15 protein-coding genes are annotated in these 14,367 nt (G+C 70.2%); 4 read left to right on the top strand and 11 right to left on the bottom strand.

All coding sequences use genetic code 11. From position 1 onward, the window contains the following. A partial coding sequence (locus tag BUB97_RS13445) for an OmpA family protein (RefSeq protein ID WP_139281343.1) occupies nucleotides 1-338 on the top strand: 338 nt, incomplete at its 5' end. Nucleotides 339-406: 68 nt separating this feature from the next. Here BUB97_RS13445 and BUB97_RS26220 read toward each other — a convergent pair. The 4 genes from BUB97_RS26220 to def all read right to left on the bottom strand — a co-directional run bounded on the left by BUB97_RS26220 (nucleotide 407) and on the right by def (nucleotide 2,840). Next, a complete protein-coding gene (locus tag BUB97_RS26220) occupies nucleotides 407-883 on the bottom strand; it encodes a hypothetical protein (RefSeq protein WP_073135555.1) in 477 nt (158 codons plus the stop codon). A 109-nt stretch (nucleotides 884-992) separates the two neighbouring features. Further along, nucleotides 993-1,535: a hypothetical protein gene (locus BUB97_RS13455; RefSeq protein ID WP_073135557.1), complete on the bottom strand. Its 543-nt coding sequence runs from the start codon at nucleotides 1,533-1,535 to the stop codon at nucleotides 993-995. A 211-nt stretch (nucleotides 1,536-1,746) separates the two neighbouring features. Beyond that, entirely contained in the window at nucleotides 1,747-2,328 is a 582-nt protein-coding gene (locus BUB97_RS13460; RefSeq protein WP_073135559.1) for a COQ9 family protein, read from the bottom strand. Next, entirely contained in the window at nucleotides 2,325-2,840 is a 516-nt protein-coding gene (gene def / locus BUB97_RS13465) for a peptide deformylase (protein WP_073135561.1), read from the bottom strand. Before def ends, BUB97_RS13460 begins: the two co-directional genes overlap by 4 nt. Before the next feature lie 212 nt (nucleotides 2,841-3,052). On the opposite strand from def, the gene rpsU reads away from it, so the two are divergent. Beyond that, on the top strand, nucleotides 3,053-3,256 hold the full coding sequence (rpsU, locus tag BUB97_RS13470) for a 30S ribosomal protein S21 (protein ID WP_043829268.1): 204 nt from the start codon (nucleotides 3,053-3,055) through the stop codon (nucleotides 3,254-3,256). A gap of 93 nt (nucleotides 3,257-3,349) precedes the next feature. Here the strand turns inward: rpsU and BUB97_RS13475 are convergent, their stop codons facing one another. Further along, a complete protein-coding gene (locus BUB97_RS13475) occupies nucleotides 3,350-4,948 on the bottom strand; it encodes an ABC transporter substrate-binding protein (protein WP_073135563.1) in 1,599 nt (532 codons plus the stop codon). 41 nt (nucleotides 4,949-4,989) lie between these two features. Between BUB97_RS13475 and BUB97_RS13480 the strand changes: the two genes are divergently transcribed. Further along, entirely contained in the window at nucleotides 4,990-5,748 is a 759-nt protein-coding gene (locus BUB97_RS13480) for a gamma-glutamylcyclotransferase (RefSeq protein ID WP_086062181.1), read from the top strand. Nucleotides 5,749-5,924: 176 nt separating this feature from the next. On the opposite strand, the gene BUB97_RS13485 is transcribed toward BUB97_RS13480, so the two are convergent. Genes BUB97_RS13485 through BUB97_RS13500 form a run of 4 tightly spaced genes read right to left on the bottom strand, consistent with a single transcriptional unit; the run spans nucleotide 5,925 to nucleotide 9,764 of the window. Continuing rightward, nucleotides 5,925-6,779, bottom strand: a complete 855-nt coding sequence (locus BUB97_RS13485) for a class I SAM-dependent methyltransferase (protein WP_217659673.1) — start codon at nucleotides 6,777-6,779, stop codon at nucleotides 5,925-5,927. A gap of 1 nt (nucleotide 6,780) precedes the next feature. After that, a complete protein-coding gene (locus tag BUB97_RS13490; RefSeq protein ID WP_073135567.1) occupies nucleotides 6,781-8,193 on the bottom strand; it encodes an NAD(P)(+) transhydrogenase (Re/Si-specific) subunit beta in 1,413 nt (470 codons plus the stop codon). A gap of 4 nt (nucleotides 8,194-8,197) precedes the next feature. Continuing rightward, nucleotides 8,198-8,602, bottom strand: a complete 405-nt coding sequence (locus tag BUB97_RS13495) for an NAD(P) transhydrogenase subunit alpha part 2 (protein WP_073135569.1) — start codon at nucleotides 8,600-8,602, stop codon at nucleotides 8,198-8,200. Between the two features lie 13 nt (nucleotides 8,603-8,615). After that, nucleotides 8,616-9,764: a Re/Si-specific NAD(P)(+) transhydrogenase subunit alpha gene (locus BUB97_RS13500; RefSeq protein WP_175562629.1), complete on the bottom strand. Its 1,149-nt coding sequence runs from the start codon at nucleotides 9,762-9,764 to the stop codon at nucleotides 8,616-8,618. Between the two features lie 51 nt (nucleotides 9,765-9,815). Here BUB97_RS13500 and BUB97_RS13505 point away from each other — a divergent pair, with 51 nt between their 5' ends. After that, on the top strand, nucleotides 9,816-10,715 hold the full coding sequence (locus BUB97_RS13505) for a DUF3891 family protein (RefSeq protein ID WP_073135574.1): 900 nt from the start codon (nucleotides 9,816-9,818) through the stop codon (nucleotides 10,713-10,715). Nucleotides 10,716-11,035: 320 nt separating this feature from the next. Here BUB97_RS13505 and BUB97_RS13510 read toward each other — a convergent pair whose 3' ends face one another. Together BUB97_RS13510 and BUB97_RS13515 are read right to left on the bottom strand one after the other, a co-directional pair. Further along, nucleotides 11,036-12,412: an ABC1 kinase family protein gene (locus BUB97_RS13510; protein WP_073135577.1), complete on the bottom strand. Its 1,377-nt coding sequence runs from the start codon at nucleotides 12,410-12,412 to the stop codon at nucleotides 11,036-11,038. After that, on the bottom strand, nucleotides 12,405-14,261 hold the full coding sequence (locus BUB97_RS13515; RefSeq protein ID WP_073135579.1) for a M3 family oligoendopeptidase: 1,857 nt from the start codon (nucleotides 14,259-14,261) through the stop codon (nucleotides 12,405-12,407). The genes BUB97_RS13510 and BUB97_RS13515 overlap by 8 nt, the downstream gene beginning before the upstream one ends. Nucleotides 14,262-14,367 lie beyond the last annotated feature (106 nt).

Consider the following 14,367-nt stretch of genomic DNA (forward strand, 5'->3'; position numbering starts at 1 on the left):
CGGCTCCGGCCCGCACCTACCTCGTCTTCTTCGACTTCGACCGCGCCGACCTGACGGACCGCGCCCGCCAGATCATCGCGGACGCCGCCCAGGCCGTGACGTCGACCGGCACGACCCGCATCGAGGTGGCCGGCCATGCCGACCGCTCGGGCACCCCGCAGTACAACCAGCGCCTCTCCATGCGCCGCGCCGAGGCGGTCGCCGCCGAGCTGTCGCGCCGTGGCATCGCCCGCAACCAGATGTCGATCCAGGCCTTCGGCGAGAGCCGTCCGCTGGTCCCGACCGCCGATGGCGTGCGTGAGCCGCAGAACCGCCGCGTCGAGATCGTCCTGCGCTAATCCCGCAGGGCCTCTCGCGAGGAACTTGAAGGGGCGGAGCCGCAGGGCTCCGCCCCTTCTTCTTTTCTTCACCGCAAGAAGTTTGACGGCAGCCCGCCTGCCGCGTTCTCCTCCCCGGCCAATGACGAGCCGAGAGGAGGGTCCGGCCCCTGCGCATCCTGATCGCCCTGCTCGCCCTGCTCGCCCTGGCCGGCTGCGCGGCTCCGGCCGCACCGCGAGAGCCGAGCCTGGCCGGCTATCTCCACATCTTCCAGGCCGCGCGCGACGCCCGCCAGGCCTGTGCCGGCCTCACCCCGGACTGCCCCGGCCCGGTCCAGGAGGATCTCGCCCGCGCCGAGGCCCAGACCCCGCCTGAACTCCTCCTTCCGCCGCAGCGTGCCGCCCCTGAGCGCCGCCTCGCCGAGGCCGCCCTCCAGGCCGCCCATGCGGATTGCCGCGCCCGCGGCATCCGCCCAGGCACCCTTCGGTGGGACAGCTGCCGGGTCGATCGCGGGATCGAGCGGCTGAACGAGGTCGCCGGCCTGCGCTGAACCCCACCCCTCCAAGCAGAACGGCTCCGGGGAGAGGTGGACCTCTCCCCGGAGCCGCGATCAGGCCCGGAAACAAAGAAGGGCGCCTTGCGGCGCCCTTCGTAAGCTCGAAACCCCGGCGGGTTCAGCGCGCGTTGGTCGAGACCCGGCGGATGGCCGTGCGGCGCTCCGTCCGCTCCGGCGCCGTGCGGGCGGCCGGGGTGGTGGCCGCGCCGCACTCGCTGCGGCCATGCGGGTTGGAGAGGTTGTTCGCCACGGCCAGATTGGCCAGCCCCTCGGTCGTCTTCGGGGCCGCCATGGCGGCGGTGAAGAGCGAGGAGACGTTCTGGCAGAAATGCGAGCCCTGGCGGCCGCTGTCCATCTGCTGGACATTGGCGAGCTCGGTCACGAAGTTGTCGCGCAGGCGCACGCCGACGGCGCCATTGGCGCGGCGGTAATGGGTGGACATGCCCTCCCAAGCCGAGGCGAGCGGGCTCTGGAACTGCCGCACGAAGGCGTTGTACTGCTCGTCCTGCTTGCAGAGCAGGGCGGCGACCATCAGCTGGCTCTGCAGCGAACGCACCTCGAAGGCGGCCTTCTCGGCCGGGCGAAGGCAGGTCTGGGCAATGGCGGGGGTCGCGGCAACGGCGGCCACGAGGCCGGCGGCAAAGAGGCGAATCGGCGACATCTGAACCGGGGTCTCCCGAGGCGTTAGGGGCGGCACCTCCGCCCTGGCGAACATCTATTCCTTCACTGCCCCGGATGCACGCGGCATTTTGTGGGCAGGAGGTCGAGCGCGGTCAGAGGCTTAGGGGGCGTGGCGGAAATGCCATGGCAAGGCCGCCGGGCGCCTTCGCCGCGCCCTGCCAGCCAGCCTGCGGAAGGCCGGGCTTGTGGGCTCAGGCCGCCGCGGGGCGCTTCCGGCGCTGCATCCGGGCAAGGCCCGCCAGCCGCCTGTCAAGGAAATCCAGCGCTGCCGGAACACCTCCCGGCTCCCGCAGCCAGTAGGCCAGGGTCGCGGCATAGATCCCGGCCAGCGTGGCGCGGCGCGTGTACCAGGAGAGATCGGCGGAGCTGTCCCCGGCCGCCGCCCAGATCGCATCCGCCGTGCGCGCCAGCGTCCGTGCGCCCACCGCGGCGTTCCAGGGCAGGGCGAGCACGGCCAGCGCCCGGCGCACCGCCTCCCGTTGCGGCTCCAGCCCCTCCAGCCGGAGGGCGATCAGCCGCCGGATGCGCTGCGGCGTGCGCAGGGCCGCCAGGTCCTCCCGCGCGGCCGCCTCCTCCATCCGCCGGTCGGAGAGGTCGATCCAGGCCTCAACGGCCCCCACGGGCCCGCGGGGAAAGAGCCAGCGATGGGCCGCCGGCTCCTCGCCGAGGCTCCGCAGCCCGGCCTCCATCGCCGCCACGGTCCAGCCCAGCCGTGCCACATGCGGCAGGGTCGCCAGGATGGCCGCGTCCCGCTCCGGGCTGCGCTCGATCACCGCGCCTCCTCCTTCCCGGCCTGGGCCTGGTGGCGCGCCAGCTCCTCGACAAAGCCCAGCCGCGAGAGATCCGTCATCCGCATGGGATAGAGCAGCCCTTCCAGGTGGTCGTATTCATGCTGCATCACCCGGGCCGCCATTCCCTCCGCCTCACCGGAGACGGCCCGCCCCTCGGCATCCAGCCCCTTCCAGGCGATCCGCGCCGCCCGCCCGACCTCGCCGCGCAGGCCGGGAATGGAGAGGCAGCCCTCCCAGCCCGCCTCGCGCTCCTCGCCAAGGGGCGTGATCTCCGGGTTGAACAGGGCGAAGACCTGCGGGCCGTCCCGCATGACGAAGATCCGCAGCGGCACATGCACCTGCGGCGCCGCCAGCCCCAGCCCATTCGCATCCAGCATCGTCTCGGCCATGTCGGTCGCCAGCCGGCGCATCTCGGGGGAAGTCGGGTCCGCCACGGGCTCTGCCCGGCGTAGCAGCACCGGATGGCCGAGCCGCGCGATCTTCAGAATGGCCATTCGGGTTCCAGCAAGGCATTAGGGGCAACCGCGCCCCGGCTGATATGTTGGGGCATGGGCCGGATTCGTCACCAGGCCCCGCCCCTCGGCGTTTCGGGCTTCCACGACGAGGCCCGTCCATGTTAAACGGCCGGGCTTTCGCTGGATGGATTCGTCCATCCGGCCGTTTACCCATCTCTAACCCCCACCCTTGGCAAGGAGGACGTTGCCGCGTGCAAGTCGTCGTTCGGGACAACAACATCGACCAGGCGCTGAAGGCGCTCAAGAAGAAGCTGCAGCGCGAAGGCGTCTTCCGCGAGATGAAGCTGCGCCGGCACTTTGAGAAGCCCTCCGAGCGCCGCGCCCGCGAGGCCGCCGAGGCCGTTCGCCGCGCCCGCAAGGTCGAGCGCAAGCGCCTGGAGCGCGAGGGCTTCTGAGCCCCGCCCTCCCCTTCACGGGGAGGCGCACCGAAGACGTCTGAGGCCGCGGCGCGGGGGCAAGCCCCTGCGAACCGCGGCTTTGGCGCGTCTTCAGCCCTGCTTGCTCAGGTTCCAGAAAGTCGCGAAGCTCGGAATCACGTCGCGCAACGTGTTCCGGTAGGCCGTCGCCTGGAAATACTGTCCCAGCGGCGCGAAGGGCACCGTCTCGAAGGCCCGGCGCTGCATCCGCCCCGCGACTGTCTTCTGCACCTGCAAGTCCGGCGCATCAAACCATTCGCCCCGCAGGGTCTCGATCTCTGGGTCATCCGGCCAGCCGAACCAGCCGGCCTGGCCATTGGCCCGAAGCTGCGTGTTGGCGGCGGGGGTCGCATTGTCCGCTCCCGCGCTGAAGGTCACGAAGGCGCTCCAGCCCCCCTGCCCCGGCGCCGCCTTGCTGCCCCGCCGGGTCAGCACCGTGCCCCAGTCCACCGCCTGGTAGTCCACGTTCATGCCCATTTTGCGAAGGGTGTCTGCCATGACCTCGCTCATGGCATTCACATGCGGCAGGTCGGTCGGCACGAGGAAGACGACCGGCTCGCCCCTGTAGCCCGCCGCCGCCAGCTCCCGCTTCGAGAGCTCCAGGTCGCGCGGCCCGGTCAGCACATCCATGGCGATGTCATTCGCCAGCGGGCTCCCTGGCGTGAACACCCCGGCGGGCACCCGCCACATCGCGGGGTCGTTGCCGGCGCAGGCGATCATCAGATCCGTCTGGTTCACCGCCCCCAGCACGGCCCGCCGCACCAGCGGGTTGTCGAAGGGCGGGTGCAGGTGGTTCATCCGGAAGCTGGCGCAGTATCCCGCCTTGTCCAGCACGCCCACTGTGAGGTTCCTGTTCCGCCGCAGCAGCGGCAGCAGGTCCGGCGTGGCGAAATCCCACCAGTCCACCTCCCCGGCCATCAGCGCATTGGCCGCGGTGGCGGGGTCCGGGGTGGTCAGCCACTCCACCCGGTCCAGATGCACCAGCTTCGGCCCGGCCGTGCCGCTCGGCGCGCCGCCCGGGGCCGGGACATAGCGCTCGTTCCGCGCATAGACGGCGCGTGCGCCGGAGATCCGCTCATCCGCCAGGAAGCGGAAGGGGCCGGAGCCCACCATTTCCGTCACCTGCGTCGTGCCGGGGGTGCGCGCCAGCCGCTCCGGCATCATCGCGGGCATGTAGACGCCGAACTTGCCCAGCGCGTTCGGCAGCATCGGGAAGGGCTTCTTCAGCCGGAAGAGGAGCCGCCGGTCATCCGGGGCGGAGAGTTCCTCGGTCGCCGCCATCAGCGTGGCCCCGAAGCCGTCCCGGCTGGCCCAGCGGCGGATGGAGGCCACGCAGTCCCGCGCCAGCACGGGCTCGCCATCATGCCAGCGCAGCCCCTCGCGCAGCGTCAGCGTCCAGCGCCGGCCGTCCTCCTCGACAACATGGCCCTCCACCATCTGCGGCCGGGGCGCATACTCCGCATCCGTGCCGTAGAGCGTGTCGAACACCATGAAGCCGTGGTTGCGGGTGACGTAGGCGGTGTTCCAATGGGGATCGAGGGTGGAGAGATCCGCCTGCGGGATGAACTTCAGTACCCGCGCGCCCGCCGCCCCCTGGGCGGCGCCGAGGCGCGGAGCCGCGAGCCCCGCCGCCGCCATTCCCGCGCCCGAGAGGAGTTGCCGTCTGCGCATCGCGTCCGCCCTGCCGATTCGCCCTCATCGCAGCACGCTCCATGCCAGCCGTCACGCAGGGATGGCACCGCAGCCCTCGCCCGGCCCACGCGTTCCTCCCCGTGATGCCCCGCCTCACCCATGATCTGATCGCTCAGGCCGTCCGCCCGCCCCCACCCGGCCCCGCCGCCCCCCAACCCGACGAACCGCGCCTGCGCGCCGAGATGCAGGTCTTCCTGCATGGCCGGGACCCGAAGCTTGGTGTCTGGGTCTTCGCCTATGGCGCCCTGATGTGGAACCACGATGCGGCCGGCCCGAACATCGTCACCCCTGCCCGCCTGCCCGGCTTCGCCCGCCGCTACACGCTGCGCGATGTCCAGGACCGCGGCACCCCCGCCTCGCCCGGCTTGACCCTGGGGTTGGAGGAGGCGCCCGCCCTGGCCTGCCCCGGGCTCCTCCTCCACCTGCCCGGACCCGACGTGGAGGAACGCCTGTGGCCCATCTGGAAGCAGGAGATGGGGCCGGGCTTCTACACACCCCACTGGGTCGAAGTGACCATGCACGCCAGCCGCGACCCGGGCGGCGCGCCCATCCGCGCCCTGTGCTTCGTCACCCGGCCGGACAGCCCGCACTGCTGCGGCGAGAAGCCGGTGCGGGAGGTGGCGGACTGCCTTGCCCGCAGCATCGGGCCCAATGGCGCGGCCGCGGCCTATCTGCTCGACGCGGCGGACACCCTGCGGAAGAACGGGATGCGGGACGCGACGCTGGAAAGCCTGGAGGCGGAGGTGGCACAGCGCCTTGCCGACGTGAGGCCTGTCTGAACGCCGTTTGATGGTGCGGGAAGCCGGTTCTGCGCTGACGGTCTGTCCCCCTCAGTCAGAGACCCCTTGGATCCGGGGTATCCACGGCAGTCAGACGGGATTCCAAGGGCCTCAGGCCCTTGGCGGGTGAGGGCGGAGCCCTCTCTCCGAAGCTCTGGTTCCTTCGAGGCGCCGGATCAGACCCGCTCATACACCGTGCAGATGAACTCGCCCTCGCGCTGCTGGTCCAGGACACGGAAGCCTGTCCGCTCCGCCAGCACCCGCGGGCTGTCGCCCATGGGGAAGAAGACGTGGAAGCGGGTATGGGCGTAGAGCCAGTCGTGGCAGGGCGAGGCGTGGGCCATGCGCGCGCCCGGGCGCAGCACGCTGTGGAAGAAACGGAAGTCGGCCAGCGGATCGACCATGTGCTCGATCACGTTGTTCGAGAACAGCGCCCCGAAGACGGGGGAGATCGCGCCCCGCGCGCCCACGATGAAGCTGCCGTCCTCCGGCGGCGCGGCCGGCTCGTAGCCCCAGGCGTCGTGCCCCCCTGCCCGCAAGGTGGGGATGCTGCGGCTCCAGCGGCCGCAACCCCAGTTCAGCACCGGGCCGGAGAAGGCGCCGAGCATCCCGAAGGCCCGCAGCTCGGATTGCGTCCCGTCGGATTCGCGGTAGTCCTCGTAGAGCAGGGTGTAGTCCGCGTTCAGCAGCGCCTCTGGCGCCTCCATCACCTTGGTCGGGCCGAAGCCGCAGCCGCACCCCGCGCAGATGTAGCGCTCCAGCCGCCCGCCGCCGAACATGTCCCGATCCACGCGGATCTCGAGGCTGTCGCGCGGCGCCACGCGCTCACAGACCGGGCAGCGCAGCGGCCGACCGGGCGGCAGCAGCGCCTCCACCCGGTCGAGCGAGGCCCAGTGCGCCGGCATCACCGCCGCCCGCAGGTCGCGCAGCTGCCGCTCCATCGCGGCGAGCCGCGCCTCCAAGGGATCGGCGAGCCGCGTCTGCGCCGTGGCGGCCGGGCCTTCGCCCGCCACGGGCTCTGTCGCGCCCAAGCTACTTCTGCAGCGCCTGGACGATCTGCTGGGTGACCTTCTTCGCGTCACCGAACAGCATCATCGTGTTGTCGCGGAAGAAGAGTTCGTTCTCCACGCCCGCATAGCCGGAGGACATGCCGCGCTTCACGAAGAAGACCGTCTTCGCCCTGTCCACGTCGAGGATGGGCATGCCGTAGATGGGGGAGGTCTTGTCAGTCTTCGCCGCCGGGTTCGTCACGTCGTTCGCGCCGATCACATAGGCCACGTCCGCCTCGGCGAATTCGGGGTTGATCTCCTCCAGCTCGTGCACGTCGTCATAGGGAACGTTGGCCTCGGCCAGCAGCACGTTCATATGGCCGGGCATGCGGCCAGCGACGGGGTGGATAGCGTATTCCACCGTCGCGCCTTCCTTCTTCAGCAGGTCCGCCATTTCCCGCACCACCTGCTGCGCCTGGGCCACCGCCATGCCGTAGCCGGGCACGATGATGACCTTGCCGGCATTCTTCATGATGTAGGCCGCATCCTCCGGGCTGCCGGACTTCACCGGCCGCGCGGGCTGCGCCGGGCCACCGGCCGCCGCCGCCCCGCCCGCCTCGGCCCCGAAGCCGCCGAGCAGCACGTTGAGGATGGAACGGTTCATCCCCTTGCACATGATGTAGGACAGGATGGCGCCCGAGGCGCCCACCAGCGCGCCGGTGACGATCAGCAGCAGGTTGCCGATGGTGAAGCCGATGCCCGCCGCCGCCCAGCCGGAGTAGCTGTTTAGCATCGAGACGACGACCGGCATGTCCGCGCCACCGATCGGGATGATGAGCAGGAAGCCGAGCGCGAAGGAGAGAATGGCGATCAGCCAGAACAGCCCGGTCGGCCCGCCGGTTGCCACGAAGATGCCGATCAGCACCAGCAGCAGCACGCCCAGGGCGGCGTTCAGCAGGTGCTGGCCCTTGAACAGGATCGGCGCGCCGGACATGCGGCCATCCAGCTTGGCGAAGGCGATGACCGAGCCCGAGAAGGTGATGGCGCCGATGGCCAGGCCCAGCGACATCTCCACCAGCGACTGCCCATGGATGTTGCCGGGCGTGCCGATGCCGAAGCTCTGCGGCGCATAGAGCGCCGCCGCCGCCACGAACACCGCGGCAAGCCCCACCAGCGAGTGGAAGGCCGCGACGAGCTGCGGCAGCGAGGTCATCTGGATCCGGTTGGCGATGACGGCGCCGATCCCGCCGCCGATCGCCAGCCCCGCGATGATCAGCCCGATCCCGCCGGCGCGCATGCCGGGCGTGGCCAGCGTCGCGAGGATCGCGATCGCCATGCCGATCATGCCCATGAGGTTGCCGCGCCGGCTGGTGGAGGGGTGGGAGAGCCCCTTCAGCGCCAGAATGAAAAGAACCGAGGAGACGAGATAGGCCAGTGTCGAAAGGGTATGGGACACGGTCTCAGCCCTTCCGCTGGAACATGGCGAGCATTCGCCGGGTCACGAGGAAGCCGCCGAAGATGTTCACCGCGGCCAGGGTCACGGCCAGGAAGCCGAAGGCCTGGGCCAGCCAGGACTCCCCGAGCCCCGTAGCAAGCATGGCGCCCACCACGATCACGGAGGAAATGGCGTTGGTCACGCCCATCAGCGGGGAGTGCAGCGCGGGCGTCACGCTCCACACCACGTGGTAGCCGACGAAGCAGGCCAGCAGGAAAATGGTGAGCAGCAGCAGGAAGGGCTCGGCCGCGGCCGCCCCGTGCTCGATGGCGGGCATGGCCTCTCCGGCCGCGGCGCGTGCCTCCATGGCCAGGGCCATGGCGCGTTCGGCCATGGCCTGGGCGCGGAGGGCGAGTTCCTCAGCATTCATCGGTTCGATTCCCTCAGCCGGCCACGAAATTCGGATGCACCACCTGGCCGCCGCGCGTCAGCATCACGCCGCGCACCAGCTCGTCCTCCGCCGGTAGCACCGGCTTCGAGGAATCCTTGTCCCAGAAGGTGGTCAGGAAGGTCAGGAGGTTGCGCGTATAGAGGCTGCTGGCCGCCGCCGGGATGCGCGCGGGCCAGTTGCGGTAGCCCAGGATGACCACGCCATTCGGGGTCACCACCTTCTCTCCGGGCTGCGTCAGCGCGCAGTTGCCGCCGGCGTCGGAGGCGATGTCCACGATCACCGAGCCCGGCTTCATGGAGGCCACCATGGCCTCCGTCACCAGCGTCGGCGCGCGCCGGCCCTGGACGAGCGCGGTGCAGACCACGATGTCCATCTTCGCGATCGCACCGGCCACCACCTCGGCCTGCTTGGCGAGGAATTCGGGGCTCATCGCCTTGGCGTAGCCGCCCGAGGTCTGGGCCGCCTTCGATTCCTCGTCCTCGTAGCCCACGAAGCTGGCGCCGAGGGACTTGATCTCCTCCTTCGCCGCCGGGCGCACGTCCGTCGCGGAGACACGCCCGCCCAGCCGGCGTGCCGTGGCAATGGCCTGCAGCCCGGCCACGCCCGCCCCCATCACGAGCACATTTGCGGCCGGGATGGTGCCGGCGGCCGTCATCAGCATGGGAAAGGCGCGGTCGAAGGCACCTGCCGCCTCCACCACCGCGCGGTAGCCGGCGAGATTGGCCTGGGAGGAGAGCACGTCCATGCTCTGCGCCCGCGTGATTCGCGGCAGCATCTCCATCGCGGCCGCATCGACGCCCGCCGCCGCGTACCGGCCGGCAGCATCCTTGTCGGCGCCCATCGTCCCGATCACCAGCGCACCGCGGGGGATCAGCGCCAGCTCGTCCAGGGTCCCCTCCCCGGCCGCCAGCGGCGCGCGGACCTTCAGCACGATGGCGGCGCCGGCCAGCGCCGCGCCCGCATCCGGCGCCAGCTCGGCGCCTGCCTCGGCATAGGCGGCGTCAGGATAGCCGGCGGACAGGCCGGCCCCGCTCTCTACCGCCACCTGGCAGCCCATCGCGATCAGCTTCTTAGCCGTCTCCGGCGTCGCGGCCACGCGGGCTTCATCCGCCCGGCGCTCCTTCAAAACGGCAAGCCGCATCATTGTTTCCGTCGTCCCTCGTCCGGGCGCGAGGATTGCGGCAGGTTCAGAATGGCGCAAGCCTCATCCGATTGCGTGCGCCGCGCGCCCGGCGCAATCCAGCCCTGCTCCGGCGCCGCCACCCGCAAGAAAATGGCGCAGGGCGAGACCGCCACCCACAGGGCACTTCCGCGTTATCCCGGCATGATCCTGCGCGACCCGGAGGATGGCGCGCGCCTCCTCATCCCCCAGCCCGCCCATGCGCTGCTCTCGGGCCAGATGCTGGCTGCCTGGGGCGCCCCGGGCTTCGCCGGCCCGGAGCCCGCGCCTGAGGTCATCCTCGCTGCGTCCCAGCACGACATCGCCTGGATGCCCTGGGAAGCCGCGCCAACCCTCGATCCGGAAACCGGCCTGCCCCACAGCTTCATGGCGCTCGGCGCGGCCACCCACGCGCCGATGTGGGCCCGCGGGGTCGAGCTCGCCCGTGCCGCCTGGGGCCACTGGCCGGCCCTGCTCATCTCCCGCCACGGCACGCTCATCTACACGCGCTACGCCAATCCCGACCGCGAAACCGCAGCCGACCGGACGGCCACGGAGCACTACCAGGCGGAGCAATCCACCCTGCAGACCGCCTGGGCCGAGGCGCTGGGTGCCGATCCGGCCCTGGTGGAGTCCAATTCCGCCCTCATCGCCGCAACGGACGCGCTCTCCCTCGCCCTCTGCTTCGGCCGCCCACTCTTCGCCCCGGAAGCTCCGACGATCGACGGCGGCCGGGCCCGGCTGGAGCTGGCCCGCAGCGGCGAAGGCCCGTGGTCCCTCTCTCCCTGGCCCTTCCGGGAGGACAGTCTCACCCTGCGCTGCGAGGCCATCCGTATTCCCGCGGCACAGCGCTGGACGGAGGAGGAAACCATGCGCCACGACCTCCGCAACGCGCCCCGAACCACTCTGACCGAAACCCTCCACCCCGGCTGAGATGCCTTGGCTGGGCGGGGCCTCCCGGAGAGGGCTCCGCCCTCTCCGGACCTCACCCGCCAAGGGCCTGAGGCCCTTGGAACCCCGTCTGACTGCCGTGGATACCGTTGACCGGCGGGGTCTTTGGTTTCGAGGTGCCCTTCCTGCCTTTGCAGTCGCCTGAGGTCTGAGACCTCAGGCGCACCGGCAGCCGAGTGATTCCAAACTTCCAAAAGAAGGTGATGGTCGAAGGCACTGCCTTCGACGGGTCCGGGGAGAGGAAGAATTCCTTCTTCCTCTCCCCGGGACAGACCACCAGCCCAGAACAAGCCCGGAAGGTATCAGACCGCCGGCGTCTCCGTCGGCGGCACGCCCGCATCGGCCAGCGCGGCCGCCTGGCGCGCGGCGAGGTCCGCCTCGCGGTAGTCGTCGATGAGTTCGTGGAACAGGTTGTGCCAGTTCATCTCGGCCTTGAGGCGGAGGAACACGCTGCCCAGCCCCACCGCCGCGCGGTCCATCAGCACGAATTCCCGCGGGGGCCGCACGCCTCCCACGCGCTTCAACCCGGCATGAACCTCCTCGGCCACCTTGCGCCCGAATTGCGGGTCGTTGGTCTCCTGCACAGGCCGCACCCGGTCTTCCAGCAACGGCTCGTAGAGGAAGCGTGCCCAGCGCAGCAGCACCTCCATCGTCTCGCGCTTGAGATCCTTGAAGCCCCAGAGCTCAAAGGCATGGGCCGCCTTGTCCCGGTCCTCGTCGCGCACCGCCTCGTAGAGGGTGAGCGTTCCGGTGATGAAGCGCGGCGGGAAGACGCGGATCGCGCCGAAGTCGAGGAGATTGATCCCGCCTTCCCCGTCAGGCCCGGGCTGGCGCACCTGGTAGTTCCCCAGATGCGGGTCGCCATGGATGACGCCGTAGCGATAGAGCGGGACGTACCAGGCGTGGAACAGCGCCTTGGCATAGGCGTTCCGCTCTTCCAGCGACGGGTTCTCCTCCAGCCGCGCGAGGATGGAGCGCCCCTCCAGCCAGGTCATGGTGAGCAGCCGCTTCGTCGTCAGCGCCTGGACCGGCGAGGGAACATGCACCTGCGCCACGTCGCGCAGCATGATGCCGTACATCCGCATCTGCGCGGCCTCGCGCTCGTAGTCCAGCTCCTCGCGCAGCCGCTCGCGCAGCTCCTCATAAACGTCGTCGTGCTGGATGGTGTTGTCCATCCGCGCATAGAGGCCCATCGCCATCCGGAGCTGGCGAAGGTCCGCTTCCACCACGCTTGGCATGTCCGGGTACTGCAGCTTGCAGGCCACGCGGGTGCCATCCGGCAGCAGGGCGCGATGCACCTGTCCCAGCGAGGCCGCGGCCGCCGCCTCGCGGCCGAACTCCTTGAAATTGGTTTCCCAGGCTGGGCCAAGCTCCGTGCCCATGCGCCGGCGCACGAAGGCCCAGCCCATGGGCGGCGCATTGGCCTGCAGCGAGGCGAGCTGCTGCGCATATTCCTCCGGCAGCGCGTTCGGCACGGTGGAGAGGAACTGCGCCACCTTCATCAGCGGGCCCTTCAGCCCGCCGAGGATGGATTTGAGGTCCTCCGCATGGGCCGCCTTGTCGGTCTTGATGCCGAGGAAACGCTCTCCCGCCACCCGCGCCGCGATCCCGCCCACCGCGCCCGAGGTGCGCGCCATCCGGCGGATCTCGCCGAACAGCGTGTTCTCCCGCTCAGCCATCGGCGCGCCCCGGTGCGGCTTCGAGCTCGTCGATGAAGCCCGCGATCACGTCCAGCCCGCGCTTCCAGAAGCGGGGGTCGGAGGCATCCAGGCCGAAGGGCGCCAGCAGCTCCTTGTGCCGCAGCGTCCCGCCCGCGCGCAGGAGGTCGAGATACTTGGCCTCGAAGTTCGGCACCTGCCCGTCCTGGTACACCCCGTACAGCGCGTTCACCAGGCAATCCCCGAAGGCATAGGCGTACACGTAGAAGGGCGTATGGATGAAATGCGGGATGTAGGACCAGTACACCCCGTAATCCGGCGTGAAGTCGAAGGCAGGGCCCAGGCTCTCGCGCTGCACCTGCATCCAGATCTCGGCGATCCGGTCGGAGGAGAGCTCGCCCTGCCGCCGCTCGTCATGCAGCAGCGTCTCAAAGCGGTAGAAGGCGATCTGCCGCACCACCGTGTTCAGCATGTCCTCCACCTTGGAGGCCAGCATCAGCCGCCGCCGCGCCGGGTCCGTCTCGGCGTTCAGCATCGCGCGGAAGGTCAGCATCTCGCCAAAGACGCTCGCCGTCTCCGCCAGGGTCAGCGGCGTGCCGGACATCAGGTAGCCCTGCTTCGCCGCCAGCCGCTGGTGCACGCCATGGCCCAGCTCATGCGCCAGCGTCATCACGTCCCGCGCCTTGCCGTGGTAGTTCACCAGCAGATACGGATGGGCCGAGGGCACCGTGGGGTGGGCGAAGGCGCCGCTCGCCTTGCCCGGGCGCAGCGCGGCGTCGATCCAGGGCTTCTCGAAGAAATCCCGCCCCAGCGCGGCCAGATCCGGGCTGAAAGCGTGATAGGCGGCCAGCACCTGCTCCCGCGCATCGCTCCAGGGGATGCTGCGGTCCACGTCACCCGGCAGCGGCGCGTTGCGGTCCCAGTGCTTCATGCGGTCCAGCCCGAGCCACTTGGCCTTCATGGCGTAGTAGCGGTGCGACAGGCGCGGGAAGCTCTCGACGACAGCCGAGACGAGCGCATCGACCACCTCGTCCTCGACCATGTTGGCGCGGTTGCGGGAGGTGCCGGGCCGCGGGTAGTTCCGCCAGCCGTCGATGATCTCCTTGTCCTTGGCCAGTGTGTTGGTGATGAGGGAGAAGAGCCGGACATTCTCGCCGAAGGCCTTCGAGATGCCTGCCGCCGCCGCTTCGCGAGTCGCTCGGTGGGGGTTCGAGAGGAGATTGAGCGCCGCGGAGACGGTCAGCTCCTCCGCCTTGCCCTCGCGCGCGACCGACACGCGCATATGGGCGATCGTCTCATCGAACAGCCGGTTCCAGGCCGAGCGGCCGGTCACCTCCTTCTCGTGCAGCAGCTTCTCCGCCTCGTCGGACAGCTGGTGCGGGCGGAACACCCGAAGGTCCCGCAGCCAGGGCCGCCAGCGCGCCAGGGCGGCGGAGGAGGCGATCCGCCCCTCCAGCAGCGTGTCGTCCAGCCGGTTCAGCTCCAGGGTGAAGAACAGCAGGTGGCTGCCGATGACCGTCACCCGCTCCTGCATGGTCTGGTAGAAGCGGCCGTTGTCGGCATTCTGCGCATCGCCGCTGAACAGCAGCTGCGCATAGGACATCACCCGCCCCAGCACCTCCTCGATCCGCTCGTATTCGCGGAGCGCCGCCTCCAGCGCGTCGCCGGAGAGGGAGGCGAGCTTGCCCGAATAGCTCCCCTCGAAGGCCCGAGCGGAGGCCTCGGCCGCATCCAGGTCGCCCAGCAGCTTCGGGTCGTCCGGGCGGGCATAGAGGTCCCGCAGATCCCATTCCGGAAGCGCCTCTCCCGCCGGGATGCCCCCGATCCGGGCCTCGGTGTCACGCAGGGGCAGCGGCTGGGTCAGTGTCATTCGGACGAAGTGCCTTGTGGAATCGGGATTCGCCCTCCCGATATAAGCCCCTGAGAGGGCGAGCCAAGGCCGCCCCGGGGCGGATGGCGCAAAGCGGGCGCAAGGG

The organism is Muricoccus roseus, from assembly GCF_900141905.1.
Taxonomy (GTDB): domain Bacteria; phylum Pseudomonadota; class Alphaproteobacteria; order Acetobacterales; family Acetobacteraceae; genus Roseomonas; species Roseomonas rosea.

What these genes read in the sequence shown, in the direction of transcription:
- BUB97_RS13455 (WP_073135557.1), bottom strand. Translation starts at nt 1,535, where the DNA reads ATGTCGCCGATTCGCCTCTTTGCCGCCGGCCTCGTGGCCGCCGTTGCC.
- def (WP_073135561.1), bottom strand. Translation starts at nt 2,840, where the DNA reads ATGGCCATTCTGAAGATCGCGCGGCTCGGCCATCCGGTGCTGCTACGC.
- BUB97_RS13475 (WP_073135563.1), bottom strand. Translation starts at nt 4,948, where the DNA reads ATGCGCAGACGGCAACTCCTCTCGGGCGCGGGAATGGCGGCGGCGGGG.
- BUB97_RS13480 (WP_086062181.1), top strand. Translation starts at nt 4,990, where the DNA reads ATGCCAGCCGTCACGCAGGGATGGCACCGCAGCCCTCGCCCGGCCCAC.
- BUB97_RS13495 (WP_073135569.1), bottom strand. Translation starts at nt 8,602, where the DNA reads ATGAATGCTGAGGAACTCGCCCTCCGCGCCCAGGCCATGGCCGAACGC.
- BUB97_RS13500 (WP_175562629.1), bottom strand. Translation starts at nt 9,764, where the DNA reads ATGCGGCTTGCCGTTTTGAAGGAGCGCCGGGCGGATGAAGCCCGCGTG.
- BUB97_RS13505 (WP_073135574.1), top strand. Translation starts at nt 9,816, where the DNA reads ATGGCGCAAGCCTCATCCGATTGCGTGCGCCGCGCGCCCGGCGCAATC.
- BUB97_RS13510 (WP_073135577.1), bottom strand. Translation starts at nt 12,412, where the DNA reads ATGGCTGAGCGGGAGAACACGCTGTTCGGCGAGATCCGCCGGATGGCG.
- BUB97_RS13515 (WP_073135579.1), bottom strand. Translation starts at nt 14,261, where the DNA reads ATGACACTGACCCAGCCGCTGCCCCTGCGTGACACCGAGGCCCGGATC.